We start from the raw sequence: 12,640 nt of genomic DNA, 5'->3' as shown, positions 1-12,640 counted from the left end.
CAAATATAGAAAGATTGCGTACCCTTTTACATTTTTTTAGAACTTCTTTAACAAGGAACCCATGTAAACCTTTTCGATTCGCTATAAAAACGCCGTTTTGCACCCACTCCTTGACTTTTTATCCCTTCATAACACCACTATGAAGCTCAAAAAAGCCGTCAATTGGTTACAAAACCATCATTTCCTGCCTGCCGGCGAGGCAGGTTCGCTTGAACCCAAAAGGTCTAAATGAGTTCCGGGAATTATTCTTCCACCACCGGTTTTTGCGGATTGTTTTCGATTTGAAAAACCCCTTTTTGCAGCATTAAACTATTCGGATAGGTGATTAAATGCCCTTTTTTAGTGCGTAAATGTATGTGGAAGGCCTTGATATCCTCAATCAAAAATTCCTTGTCCATATCGAGGTCTTTGTCCAGAATCCGGATGCGATCCCCAATTTTAAAAGGGAAGTTCAAAAATAGGATGATTCCCGCGGTAACATTGCTCAGAATGGACCAGGAAGCAAACAGGGCAATGCCCATTACAGCAAATACCGAGGAAAAGATAAAGCCCAATTCCATTACATTAACCCCCCAGATCAGGGTTAGGGCCACCAGGGCGATGGTAATAAGTCCCGTGGTCATATAGCGCAGTACCAATTCGGTACGTTTAGGGTTCAGGTTTTTGGATCGCCCCACCCGTCTTACGATCATGGCAATGGTAAGTCGTAAGATCAGCAAAACAAAGATTACGATTAAGGTACCAATTATGGCCGTGGCGTATTGGGTTATAATTTGATCCATTGACTCTATTTTTTGTGGGCTTGCTTAGCGAAAATAGTGAATAAGCGTTTACGACAAGCTGCTGTATTTAGACAATAACTAAGCTTTCATTAACTAATCGAGAAGTAGTTCTTGGCGTAGCTGTCCGTCGGCATTTTTGTTTTTGGTCCAATAGGGGGTAAGTAGGGTTTTCTTTAGGGTGGCCTTAGTGGTCAATACCTTGGCCTTGTTTCCAAAGCCACTACGGAACTGTTCTTGCCATCCCAAAATTTTATGTGGCGCGGCTTTTTCGAACTGTATACTGAGATTACGGTTTAATTCCGGGCATTGGATCGTATAGGTATAGGTGCCTCTGGTACTTTCGGTTAACGATAGTTGGGCCGTATAAGCTTTGAGTTCAAAGTGTTTTAAGCGTGCGGCCTCCATGGCGGGTACGATTTGTATTTCCCCAACGGGTAATTCCTCGGGGGCTATACGGATCAAGGTCCAGAGTTCGTCTTCCAACCAGGTTTTTTCCAAGTCGTACGATTTGTCGGCCTCTCCCTCAAAATACGAATGGGATCGTATTTCAAATTGGTCCCGGTTGTTCATTTGAGTATACACATGACCGCACCATTCTTGCATAGAGCTGCTTACCTTAAGGGCGTGCCCTTGTTGTTTGGTGGGCATAAAGGTGCTGGTCATAATGGAATAGGGGTAGAGTCCGGTATGGAACTTTTTGGTGTAGTTCAGTTTTAAGACGTTAACGTCCCCGGGTTTGGCCCTGTCGGCCTTTACTTGCTCCTTTTTTAAAAAGGGTTCGGTAACAAAGATTAAAACGGCATGGCCTTGGCGGAGTTCGCCATACCGGGCTTGTTCGAGGGTGTAGGAACTCACTTCTGCTTCGCCATTGTACCAATAGGCCTTAAAGGCTGGCGATAACTCACGATTACCGATTTTCACCTCCTTTTCAGGGTTCGGGTTCTCATGTAAGGCCAAAGTTGGTTTCGGTTTTTCTTGACAACCGAATAACAGCATTGCGGCCAAAACACCAAAATAGTTACGGAAATGGGCAACAGTTTCCATGGGCTTTTTTCCTAAAGATACGAAAAGCCTTTTCAGTCCCAGTTGCTTAAGATGTTATAGACCAAATGGGTAGGCAGGCCCATGACATTGTTATACGAACCTTCGATATGGGTAATGGCGGTGGCCCCGATCCATTCCTGTATACCATAGGCCCCGGCCTTGTCGTAGGGTTTGTAATGGTCTACATAATACGCGATCTCGGTATCGGATAGGTCTTTAAAAGAAACCTTGGTCGTACAGTTTTCGGTGATTTGTTTCTCGATAGAGCTAAAGCAGACCGAAGTCACTACCCTATGCGAACGGCCCGAGAGACTGCGGATCATGGCCAAGGCCTCGTCTCGGTCTTTGGGTTTGCCTAGGCATTCGTCATCCAATAATACTACCGTATCGGAAGTAATGAGTATTTCGTTCGGCTCCAAGGTATCTTTTTGGGCATTGGCTTTGAGTTGGGCCAAATAATCGGAAATTTCGGCGCCTTGAAGCTGGTCGGGATATACTTCGTCTACATCCTTGGTACGTACCGTAAAGGCCAAACCAAGGTCCTTAAAAAACTGATGGCGTCTAGGGGAACCCGAAGCGAGTATGAGCTTATGGTTTTTTAGAATTTCATTCAGCATTTTAATCGTTTTTGGCACTGTAGTTTCCGTTCCAATCACCTCGAACTTTAAGTACTTGTTCGATAACATCGCGTACGCAGCCTTTTCCGCCATCTTTATGGGAAATATAACGGGAGGCTTCCTTTACCTCGGGTACCGCATTTTGCGGACAACAGGGTAGGGCCACTTGACCCATGGGGGGAATATCGGGCAGATCGTCGCCCATGTATAATATCTCATCGGTAGAGAGACTATATTTTTTCAAAAACCCTGCGAAGACCTCCAATTTTTGGTGCGCCCCTAAATGTATGTCATTTACACCAAGGCCTTCAAAGCGTTTACGTACCCCTTCGCTACTGCCTCCGGTTATAATGCACACCCGATACCCGCGTAATAAAGCCGTTTTTAAGGCATACCCATCTTTTACGTTCATACTGCGCAACATATCACCCGATTCGGTGATCATAACACTGCCATCGGTAAATACCCCGTCCACATCAAAAACAAAGGTGGTAATGTCGTTCAGGTATTCTTTATAATTCTTTTCCATAGGTGTTTTGTATACTATTACTTAGGTATTGGTATAATTGTTTAAGCTCGGGTGTGGGCATGGCCTCCAATTGGTGTTGTAGGGTATTTAAATCGCCTCTACGTGCCGGGCCGGTTTGGGCATCAAAAGGACCGACTGCCTTCATTTTAGCCACGGTTTCCTCGATCAAGGGGTGAAGCAGGGTAAAATCGAGTTGGTTTTCGATACAAAAGCGCTCTGCCCAGTAAAAAATATGATTGGTAAAATTATTGGCCATAACCGCGGCCAAATGCAGTTGCCTGCGTTGGTTCGAGGGCAATTCGGTAACCTTTTCAGACAGTTTTTGGGCCAGTTGGTTTAAAGTGTCCATACCCGTGCGAGAGGAAGCTTCAATACAGATGGGGATTTTCGAAAAATCGACTACCTTGCCTTTGGTAAAAGTCTGTAAGGGATAAAAAACCCCACGGTTTTCATGCATTAAGGCATTCATGGGAACACTGCCCGAAGTATGGGCCAGCATACCGGGTAAATCCCCTAATTGTTCCGATACGGGGCTTATTGCGGCATCGCTTACGGCCAAGATGTAAATATCGGCCGGTCGAAGCTTTGAAAAATCGCTATTTAAGGGAATATCGTTATCAAGAAGGTCTATGGCTTCGGTATTCCTGGCGGTGACCTCAACCAAGTCAACCCCGGTCAAATCCCTGAGCGCCACCAAAAGTTGGTGGGCCAAATTGCCGCTTCCGATCAACGATACCTGTAGCATGCGGCAAAAGTACAGCTTTGGATCCAATACCGGTATTAACATCGGTTAATAGCAGACGGTAAACCGCTTCCAGAAGTTTAGTTGAAGTTAAAATTCGTGATATTAGGCCCTTGCTTTTTTATAACGGGGCTTTATGCCTTATTTTTGCCGGCAAAACCATTTTTTCATGGGTTCGCTCTCCGATTTTCTAAAGAAGTTCTTCTTTTCTACCCGATTAATGTCCATTCTCTTTATCGTATTTGCCGTGGCCATGGCCTTTGGTACCTTTATCGAGAGCTGGTACAGTACGGAAACCGCGCGTATTTGGATTTATAATGCCACTTGGTTCGAGGCCATTATGGTCATATTCGTTATCAATTTTATAGGTAATATTTCGCGTTATCGGTTATTCCGGAAGGAAAAATGGGCGGTGTTGTTACTACACCTTTCCTGGATTTTGATCATCGTTGGTGCTTTTGTTACCCGTTATATCAGTTTCGAAGGCCTGATGCCCATTCGGGAAGGGGCTACCGAAAGGGTATTCTATTCCGACAAGACCTTTTTGACCGTTTTGGTAGACGGAAAGACGGAGAATGGCGAGTTGCAACGTAAAACCTTGCAAAACCATCTTATAGTTACGCCGGAAGCCATTAAAAGTGACCTACCTTGGAACAGTGATTTCAAGGGACAGGATTTTTCCATTGCCTACGATGGGTTTATCGCCCACGCCAAAAAGGGTTTGGTGGCCGATCCGAACGGAAAAAACTACCTAAAAATCGTGGAAGCAGGCGATGGTAGCCGTCATGAACATTTTTTAGAGGAGGGCCAGGTGGCCAATATCCATAATATGTTGTTTGCCCTGAACAAGGAGACCCAGGGGGCCATCAATATATTTTTGCGTGATACCGTAGCCATGATCAAGTCGCCTTTCGAAGGGAATTTTATGCGAATGGCTGATCAATTGAAGGGGGAGCTTAAAAAAGATTCGATCCAACCCTTAATGATGCGTTCGTTGTATACTGTTGGTAATATGCGCTTTGTTTTGCCCGAACCTTTGATGCAGGGCAAGTACGATATTATTCCCATTCCAAAGGCCGAGCAGACCAAAAACGATATGGATGGCTTTAGCTTTTCGGTGACCTCAAACGGAGAAACCGTAAAAAAGACCATTTTGGGCAGTGCCGGTACCGCCGAGTTTTCAGAACCATTTACCGTAGGCGGACTCGATTTTAGGGTGTCCTTTGGGTCTAAGGTGTACCAATTGCCTTTTGGCATCAAACTCAACGATTTTATTGCCGAAAGGTATCCCGGTACCGAAAGGGGTTATTCGTCCTATATGAGTAAAATTACCGTGAACGACGAACGTCCGTTCGATTACGATATTTATATGAACCACGTATTGGACCATCACGGATATCGTTTTTTCCAGTCCAGTTTCCATCCCGATGAAAAAGGTACCGTATTATCGGTGAGCCACGATTTTTGGGGTACTTGGATTACCTACATCGGTTATTTTCTACTCTATTTAGGGCTTATGGGCATTATGTTCCCCGGAAAGACCCGTTTTAGGGAATTGGGCGAAAAACTGAAAAAAGTAAAGGAAAAGAAAAAGGCCCTGCTACTCTTGGCCATGACCTTGGGAACCCTTTCCGTTTGGGGGCAACATACTGGACCCAATCATATGAGGCAACCCAGTCCGGCCCAACTCGATTCTATGTTCCAAGCTTCCATAGTGCCCAAGGAGCATGCCGATAAATTCGCCCGATTGGTCATTCAAGATGGTAATGGGCGTATGAAACCCATAAATACTTTCGCTTCAGAAGTATTGCGAAAACTCAGGTACGAGAATAAATACGAAGACCTAAATCCCGATCAGGTAATGTTGTCTATGATGATCGTACCTAGTGTTTGGATCGATCGTGAGTTTATCGTGATCGATAGAAAAGGCTATAACGATAGTCTGCGTAATGTACTGGGCCTTCCGAAAGGAAAGGAGTTTTTAAAGTTGACCGATGTATACGATGATAAAGTAGGATATAAGCTAAGTCCATTTCTGGAAGATGCCTATTCTACCACTAATCCGAATAAATTCCAAAAAGATTATCAGGAACTCGATCTTAGACTTGGTTTGTTCGATCAGGCCCTTAGTGGTAGTATACTTAAAATTTTCCCTTTGTTGGATGATGAAAACAACAAATGGATTTCGGCCAATGAATTCCGTATGGGAACTTACCAAGTAAAAGACAGCTTGTACGCCAATTTTATCAATAATGCTTTGCCCTATTATGTACAGACCTTAAAGGCGGCTAAAATCTCTGGGGATTATGCCGAAGCCGATAAATTGTTGGCCGCATTTGCCCAAAACCAAAAGAACCATGGGGGTGCCGTATTGCCGTCAGACAAAAAAATAGATGTTGAGATACGCTATAACCGTATCGATATCTTTAATAAGTTATACCGTTATTATGGGCTGTTCGGTTTACTGATGTTCTTGTTCGTGATCTTACAGATTTTTAAGGACCGTAAATTCTATAGAGGTACCATTTTAGGGTTCAAGGGCATTATTTGGTTGTTGTTTCTGTTGCATACGGCTGGGCTTATCGCACGCTGGTATATCTCGGGCCATGCCCCTTGGTCCGATGCTTATGAAAGTATTCTATATGTTTCTTGGGCTTCAATGGGTATGGGCTTGATGTTCGCCCGTAAAAGTGATATGACGGTGGCAGCGACCGCTTTTGCTACCACCTTGCTACTTTGGGTGGCCCACCAAAGTTGGGTAGATCCCGAAGTGGCCAATCTGCAACCCGTACTGAACAGTTATTGGTTAATGATTCACGTGGCTATTATCGTAGGTAGTTATGGACCACTTACCGTAGGCATGATCTTAGGCGTGGTGGCCATGTTACTCATGATCATGACCAATAAAAAGAATAAAAAACGTATGGAGCTCAACCTGCAAGAGCTTACCATAATTAATGAGCTTACCCTTACCCTGGGCTTGGTCTTACTTACCATCGGCAACTTTTTGGGCGGACAATGGGCCAACGAGAGTTGGGGGCGTTATTGGGGTTGGGATCCCAAGGAAACCTGGGCCCTGATTTCCATTATGGTCTATGCCTTTGTGATCCATGCCCGTCTGGTCCCCGGTCTACGTAGCCGTTGGTTGTACAGTTTTATGTCGGTTGTGGCCTATGCCAGTATTATGATGACCTATTTTGGGGTGAATTTCTACTTGGTAGGCTTGCATAGTTACGCCAGTGGGGCGCAGGTGATCACACCGACACTGGTCTATTATATCGTGGCCTTCGTATTCGCTTTGGGCGGACTAAGCTATTGGCGCTATCGGGTTCATTATAAGAAGTAGGGGCTAGATGCTAGATGCTAGATGTGAGATTCTAGATGTGAGAAGCTAGATGTGAGATTTTTGTTTGCTTGTTCAGTGAATAAAGAATTATTTCTAACATGAATCAAGAATTGAACTCTCTGTGATTCTTTGTGCTACTCTGTGCTATAATTCTTAAGGCTCAAGCTACACAGAGGTACGCCGAGAAGACGCAGAGTTACACTGAGAAATTTTATAACCTGAGTTCGATTAATTGGAGATAGATAATACAACTGAATTACAATAGAATTCACTCATGTCAGCTTGAGCGCCGTCGAAAGCCTTTAAAAGTACTATTGCTAAAATAGTCCTTCGACTGCCTGCCTGTCGGCTGACACGGCGCTCAGGAAGACATAGAAAGCCAACTAAGCACAAAACATGCTGACCATATGTTAGTAAATAATCGAACTTAGGTTTATAAGACTTTTTATAGTTTACATTAACCCTTGATTCGAATTACTAATGTTCTGATTGTTAGTATCCAATTTCAACCATCTGGGCATCTATTTTCTAGATTCTTTTTTCTATGTTCTAAAAAACAACCATCTTTGCACCATTATGAAGTTATAGAGTTTTATGCAGTTTATAGATGTCATCGGGGGTTAGTCCCCAGATTTTGAAGCCTTTGAAAGTAATGGCTCTGACATTATTCTACCATCCCAGTACGCTGGGGCATTAAATTCAATACCATGACACATCATAATATTCCATCTCCAAAAAAAATGTTACAATACTTCTGGGCCGCCGTAAAGGGCGAGCAGGAAGATTTTACCCAAGGCAGTATCCGTAAGGCCGTGTTTATGCTGGCCATTCCCATGATCCTCGAAATGCTCATGGAGTCCATTTTCGCCTTGGTCGATATTGCTTATGTTTCCCAAGTAAGCGTAAATGCGGTAGCGACGATTGGACTCACCGAATCGGTGGTTACCCTAATCTATGCCCTAGCCATTGGGCTTAGTATGGCCGCAACGGCCGTGGTGGCGCGTAGGGTCGGTGAAAAAGACCTTGAAGGGGCCAAGCAAACCGCTGTACAGGCCATTGCCCTAGGGGTATTAATTTCTATAGCTATCTCTTTTGTGGGCATTTTTTATGCCAAGGAAATTCTGGCCTTAATGGGGGGCGAACCCGAACTTATTGCTGAAGGCTATGGCTATACCCAATGGCTATTAGGGGGCAATATCACTATTATGTTGCTCTTTTTGATCAATGCCATTTTCCGGGGGGCGGGCAATGCTTCCGTGGCCATGTGGACTTTGGTGCTCTCGAACGGACTCAACATTATCTTAGATCCCTTTTTGATCTTTGGCTGGGGGCCTTTTCCTGAATTTGGGGTACAAGGGGCGGCCATTGCCACGAATATTGGTCGGGGTACGGCCGTAGTGGCCCAATTGGCTATTTTGTTCTTTGGCTGGAGCCGTATTAAATTGGGGCTGCGCGATCTTAAGATCAAAACCCAAGTGATGTTCAACCTGATCAAGGTTTCCTTGGGAGGTATCGCCCAATATTTGATCGGTACCTCGAGTTGGCTTTTACTTATGCGTATTATGAGTGAGTTTGGTAGTGAGGCCGTCGCGGGTTATACCATTGCCATACGGGTAATGCTCTTTACGCTAATGCCCTGTTGGGGTATGAGCAATGCCGCCGCTACCTTGGTAGGCCAGAACCTAGGGGCCAAACAGCCCGATCGGGCCGCGACTTCGGTTTGGAAAACCGGTAAATACAACGCCATTTTTATGGCCCTGGTCTCTATAGTGTATCTCGTGTTCGCCAAGCAGATCATCGGTTGGTTCAATACCGAGACCGAGGTGGTACGAATCGGTAGTCTGTGCTTGCAGATCATGGCCTCGGGTTATGTTTTCTATGCCTATGGTATGGTGGTTTCCCAAGCTTTTAACGGGGCTGGCGATACCCGAACCCCGACTAAGATCAATCTGATAAGCTTCTGGTTTTTCCAGATTCCCTTTGCCTATCTCACGGCCTTGGTACTCGATTTGGGGCCTTTGGGCGTCTTTTTGGGGATTACCTTTTCTGAGGTCTTGTTGGCCATTTTGGCCATCGTCTGGTTCCGTAAGGGAAAATGGAAGGAAACGGTGGTGTAGCGTTTGGAGTGAAATTATGAAAACGGAGCCTAGGACTATAGGAAATGTCGGGCTCCGTTAGTATTTGAGAGTTTGTGTTTTTTCCACTTACGTAGTTCATTCCGGGTTTTTATACTCCGACGGGCTCATTCCGGTTTTTTGCTTGAAGAGTTTGCTAAAACTTTGACGTTGTCCAAACCCAAGGTCATAGGCGATTTCGGTAATACTGCTACTGCTATTCAGCAAAAGGTTCTTAGCCTTTTCAATAAGGAAAAAATGAATATGGTCTTTAGCGCTTTTACCGCTTTCCTGCTTTAGTAAGTCACCCAAATAATTTGGGGATAGGTGTAACTGATCGGCACAATACTTTACCGATGGAAGCCCCTGTAGCCGTAATTTTCCAGATTCGAAGTAATCGGTTAAAAGGGCTTCAAATCGGCTGGCTATACCTTTGTTGTGTATTTGTCTTGTAATGAATTGACGGCCGTAAAAGCGTTTGCAATGGTTTAATATGACTTCAATATTGGAAACGATAATATCGGTACTGTAGTTATCCAATTTATCACTGGACTCAGCTTTAAGGGACTGGGTAAGTAGGTGTAGGATGCTTTTTTCCTTTTCGGATAAATGTAGTGCCTCATCAGTATTATAGGAAAAGAAAGTGTATGAATTTATCGATTTATTAAGTGCGCTAGATCGGATTAAATCCGGATGGAAATACAAGCCCCATCCTTCTGTAAATGCCTCTTTTTCAATAGCCGTAACCACACTGAGTTGTTCCGGTGCCATACATAAAAGCGCTGCCTCTGAAAAATCATACACCTTCCTGCCGTAAATTACACCTGCCCCGGTAATTTTCTTTAATACCACCGAATAGAACCCGAATACCTTACGTGTGCCACTTTTAATACCATTTAGGTTAATTTCCGAAAAATCTATTAAAGTTATCAAGGGATGTGTCGGTTTATACGGATATCCCAAAAATTCATGAAGCTCGCTTACCGTATTAATTTTGACCGTTTCATGCATATCGCCCTACCTTGAATACGTAAATCTAACGTTTTTTGTCATTGTGGTCGGTTAGGATTGTTACCCTTGAACCGACCACAATGATTTTACTTTTTTAAAGATTAAAAGATTCTATAAGCATAGTTTTAAAAGCCTCGTCATCCATTTGTGTACGCCCTTCCATGATCTGTTTGGCATCGTCGCCTACCAAATATCTGAGTCTGTCCGTATCATCAATGGCCGCCAAATAGGTGATGTCGGCAACTTCTTGTGGATCTTGGCCTTCACCTAACATAGCGTTTATTTGGGCAATGGTGGCATCCCAACCCTTTTTATAAATGCTGTTATCTGGCACTTCGGGTCTGTCCATAGAAGATACGAAACCAGTCTTAAAAGCACCAGGTTCGATAAGTTTTAATCGAATGCCCAAGGGGTTCAATTCATATTGCAAACCATCCGTAAATCCTTCTATGGCATATTTGGTGGCATTGTATACGGCGGTATGGGGAAACCCGACCAAACCGGCAATTGAAGAAAAATTGATGATAAGCCCGTTGTTTTCTTGCTGCATATAGGGCAATACCGATCTAGTGACATTAAACACACCAAATACGTTAACGTCCATTTGTTTTTTGACCATTTCCTCGGAACTATGCAAGAACGGTCCTTGAAGTCCAAATCCTGCATTGTTTACCAAGACATCTATTTTGCCGAAATGCGCTATGCCCTCGGCTATGGCGCTGTTTATGGTTTTCGTGTTGGTAACATCGAGTCGTTTTACCAGTACATTGCTTAATTGGGTTAACTCGAATTCCCTTTCTGGAGTACGCATGGTGGCGATAACATTCCACCCTTCATTTTGAAATTTTTTAGCTATTAACTTTCCAAAGCCTTGGCTGGCTCCGGTGACCAATACAGTTTTGTTCATTTTGTTCTTTTTAAATAAGTTATGGCAAAATTAGAGGGTTGCTTTGGCTTTAAGGAAGTCAGATTACCGGAAAGGGAAGCCATTTTACTCGATACGTTTCATTGCGATAAAGTATGGTGCTTTGAGATATGCCACGAAACGATTGGATGCTTTTTCGTAACGAGTGTTGTTTACTATTTGGAGGTAGGAAACTTAGTGGGATTCAGTCTAATGTTTAAGCGGAATTTTAAGCTTTTTTGTTTTGTGGATGTAATGACAAAGGGTAGACCGCGTCCAAAACTTTATTCGTAACTTCGGTAGCCTTAAGTTGAAACCGAAATCACCATGGAAAAAGACCTTTCAAAATCGGGCTTGAACACCATCTGTACCCATTCGGGCGAATTAGCGGATCCCCAATTCAAAGGGGCCGTATCGCCTTTGTATATGGCCAGTTCCTATGCCTATGAAGATGTGGCTATAAAACGATATCCGCGCTATTTCAATACGCCCAACCAAGAGGCCCTTTCCAAGAAAATAGCCGATCTGGAGCATGCCGAGGCCGGAATGATATTCGGTAGTGGTATGGCGGCGATCAGTACTACACTGATGGCCTTTTTAAGGGCCGGGGACCATATTGTATTGCAAAGTGCCCTTTATGGGGGTACCTATAATTTGGTGATAGAGGAGTTCGAAAAATATGGCATCGATTATACTTTTGTAGACGGCACTGAGGTCGCGGCTTTTGAAGCGGCCCTAACCCCCAAAACGAAAGTATTGTATATAGAGACACCATCGAACCCCTTGCTCAGTATTTTTGATGTAGCGGCCTTTGCCCAATTGGCCAAATCGAAAGGTTTGGTAAGTATGATCGATAATACCTTTGCGAGTCCGGTAAACCAAAACCCGATCGATCTTGGGTTTGATATCGTATTGCACTCGGCTACCAAATACATGGGCGGCCATTCCGATATCTGTGCCGGGGCCGTGGCTACATCGAAAAAACATATAGATCATATTTTTCAATTGGCCAAGAATTTCGGAGGTAGTTTAAGCGATTATACGGTTTGGTTGCTCGAGCGTAGTATAAAGACCATGGGCCTGCGAGTAGCGGCCCAAAACCAAGGGGCTTTGGCCATGGCCAGGTACCTAAAGCAGCTAGAGGGTATAGGCCAAGTGTATTATCCGGGCTTGGAATCGCACCCGGGCCATGACATTGCGAAAAAACAAATGAAAGGTTTCGGGGGCATGTTGTCCTTTGAACTGGAGCCCCATTTAAATGCTTCGGCCTTTGTAGGGCATTTAAACCTGATCAAGGCGTCTATGAGTTTGGCCGGGGTAGAGAGTACCGTATTGATGCCGGCCCAAACCTCACATTTTTTATTGGGTGAGGCCGAACGGAAAAGACAGGGTATTGCCGAGAACCTGATCCGTTTTTCGGTGGGTATTGAAGAAGTCGAAGATTTACAGCAAGATATACAACAAGCCATGAAAAAAACCATGGCCGATAATATTGTGACCATTTAACCCACCTAGTGGGCTTTGTTAATATAGGTAGGGCATAGGCAATTA

At 44.2% G+C, this 12,640-nt stretch carries 10 protein-coding genes; 3 read left to right on the top strand and 7 right to left on the bottom strand.

The window, feature by feature from the left end:
* Window positions 1-242: 242 nt before the first annotated feature.
* The 5 genes from B7P33_RS15165 to B7P33_RS15145 form a co-directional block, all read right to left on the bottom strand.
* Window positions 243-782 carry a mechanosensitive ion channel domain-containing protein gene (locus tag B7P33_RS15165; protein WP_097442894.1) on the bottom strand — a complete coding sequence of 180 codons (540 nt, stop codon included), beginning with the start codon at window positions 780-782 and terminating at the stop codon, window positions 243-245.
* 93 nt (window positions 783-875) lie between these two features.
* Window positions 876-1,826 (bottom strand): septum formation inhibitor Maf, encoded by a 951-nt coding sequence (locus B7P33_RS15160; RefSeq protein WP_097442892.1) that lies wholly within the window; start codon window positions 1,824-1,826, stop codon window positions 876-878.
* A 32-nt stretch (window positions 1,827-1,858) separates the two neighbouring features.
* Window positions 1,859-2,443 carry a Maf-like protein gene (locus B7P33_RS15155; RefSeq protein ID WP_097442891.1) on the bottom strand — a complete coding sequence of 195 codons (585 nt, stop codon included), beginning with the start codon at window positions 2,441-2,443 and terminating at the stop codon, window positions 1,859-1,861.
* 1 nt (window position 2,444) lies between these two features.
* The gene (locus tag B7P33_RS15150; RefSeq protein ID WP_097442889.1) at window positions 2,445-2,972 is read right to left on the bottom strand and encodes a KdsC family phosphatase; all 528 of its coding nucleotides are present in this window, start codon (window positions 2,970-2,972) and stop codon (window positions 2,445-2,447) included.
* The gene (locus tag B7P33_RS15145; RefSeq protein WP_172435964.1) at window positions 2,956-3,717 is read right to left on the bottom strand and encodes a Rossmann-like and DUF2520 domain-containing protein; all 762 of its coding nucleotides are present in this window, start codon (window positions 3,715-3,717) and stop codon (window positions 2,956-2,958) included. Before B7P33_RS15145 ends, B7P33_RS15150 begins: the two co-directional genes overlap by 17 nt.
* 166 nt (window positions 3,718-3,883) lie before the next feature.
* Here B7P33_RS15145 and ccsA point away from each other — a divergent pair, with 166 nt between their 5' ends.
* Window positions 3,884-7,060: a cytochrome c biogenesis protein CcsA gene (ccsA, locus tag B7P33_RS15140; protein ID WP_245871810.1), complete on the top strand. Its 3,177-nt coding sequence runs from the start codon at window positions 3,884-3,886 to the stop codon at window positions 7,058-7,060.
* A gap of 740 nt (window positions 7,061-7,800) precedes the next feature.
* Window positions 7,801-9,177, top strand: a complete 1,377-nt coding sequence (locus tag B7P33_RS15135; RefSeq protein ID WP_245871809.1) for an MATE family efflux transporter — start codon at window positions 7,801-7,803, stop codon at window positions 9,175-9,177.
* Window positions 9,178-9,273: 96 nt separating this feature from the next.
* Here B7P33_RS15135 and B7P33_RS15130 read toward each other — a convergent pair whose 3' ends face one another.
* Together B7P33_RS15130 and B7P33_RS15125 are read right to left on the bottom strand one after the other, a co-directional pair.
* On the bottom strand, window positions 9,274-10,107 hold the full coding sequence (locus tag B7P33_RS15130) for a helix-turn-helix domain-containing protein (protein WP_172435963.1): 834 nt from the start codon (window positions 10,105-10,107) through the stop codon (window positions 9,274-9,276).
* A 172-nt stretch (window positions 10,108-10,279) separates the two neighbouring features.
* The gene (locus tag B7P33_RS15125) at window positions 10,280-11,092 is read right to left on the bottom strand and encodes an SDR family oxidoreductase (protein WP_097442882.1); all 813 of its coding nucleotides are present in this window, start codon (window positions 11,090-11,092) and stop codon (window positions 10,280-10,282) included.
* Between the two features lie 324 nt (window positions 11,093-11,416).
* Between B7P33_RS15125 and B7P33_RS15115 the strand changes: the two genes are divergently transcribed.
* Window positions 11,417-12,595, top strand: coding sequence for a trans-sulfuration enzyme family protein (locus B7P33_RS15115; protein WP_097442878.1), 1,179 nt, complete (start codon window positions 11,417-11,419; stop codon window positions 12,593-12,595).
* The last annotated feature ends 45 nt before the right edge of the window (window positions 12,596-12,640 follow it).

This window comes from Sediminicola luteus (assembly GCF_002514735.1).
Classification (GTDB): domain Bacteria; phylum Bacteroidota; class Bacteroidia; order Flavobacteriales; family Flavobacteriaceae; genus HQA918.
Note: the sequence above shows the minus strand (reverse complement) of the source record. Positions and strands in the feature narration are given on the sequence as shown.

Bases quoted from the DNA above. Each gene is read 5' to 3' on its own strand.
- B7P33_RS15165 (WP_097442894.1), bottom strand. From the start codon at position 782: ATGGATCAAATTATAACCCAATACGCCACGGCCATAATTGGTACCTTA.
- B7P33_RS15145 (WP_172435964.1), bottom strand. From the start codon at position 3,717: ATGCTACAGGTATCGTTGATCGGAAGCGGCAATTTGGCCCACCAACTT.
- ccsA (WP_245871810.1), top strand. From the start codon at position 3,884: ATGGGTTCGCTCTCCGATTTTCTAAAGAAGTTCTTCTTTTCTACCCGA.
- B7P33_RS15155 (WP_097442891.1), bottom strand. From the start codon at position 2,443: ATGCTGAATGAAATTCTAAAAAACCATAAGCTCATACTCGCTTCGGGT.
- B7P33_RS15160 (WP_097442892.1), bottom strand. From the start codon at position 1,826: ATGGAAACTGTTGCCCATTTCCGTAACTATTTTGGTGTTTTGGCCGCA.
- B7P33_RS15115 (WP_097442878.1), top strand. From the start codon at position 11,417: ATGGAAAAAGACCTTTCAAAATCGGGCTTGAACACCATCTGTACCCAT.
- B7P33_RS15150 (WP_097442889.1), bottom strand. From the start codon at position 2,972: ATGGAAAAGAATTATAAAGAATACCTGAACGACATTACCACCTTTGTT.
- B7P33_RS15125 (WP_097442882.1), bottom strand. From the start codon at position 11,092: ATGAACAAAACTGTATTGGTCACCGGAGCCAGCCAAGGCTTTGGAAAG.
- B7P33_RS15135 (WP_245871809.1), top strand. From the start codon at position 7,801: ATGTTACAATACTTCTGGGCCGCCGTAAAGGGCGAGCAGGAAGATTTT.